At 49.6% G+C, this 236-nt stretch carries 1 protein-coding gene; it reads right to left on the bottom strand.

From position 1 onward, the window contains the following. Positions 1-236, bottom strand: a 236-nt coding sequence (locus ACU8YC_RS28925; protein WP_446896502.1) for a formylglycine-generating enzyme family protein, incomplete at both ends; no start/stop codon positions are given.

The raw sequence follows: 236 nt of genomic DNA on the forward strand, positions 1-236 counted from the left end.
GCATAGGGCAAATACTGTCCCCGGGAGCGGGCCGCGTATTCCCACTGCGCCTCGGTGGGTAAATCCACCCGTTTACCCGACATTTTACCCAGCCACAGGCAGTAGTCTTTGGCCATCTGCCAGGGGATGCTGACGGGAACGTCATCCGCCAGTAACTTCCCACCAAATACATAGGTAAGCTTTTTGCCATGAGTGATTTTTATATACTCATTATAATCTTTATAGGTGACCTTATA

The sequence above is a fragment of the Citrobacter sp. VF227 genome, from assembly GCF_052950715.1.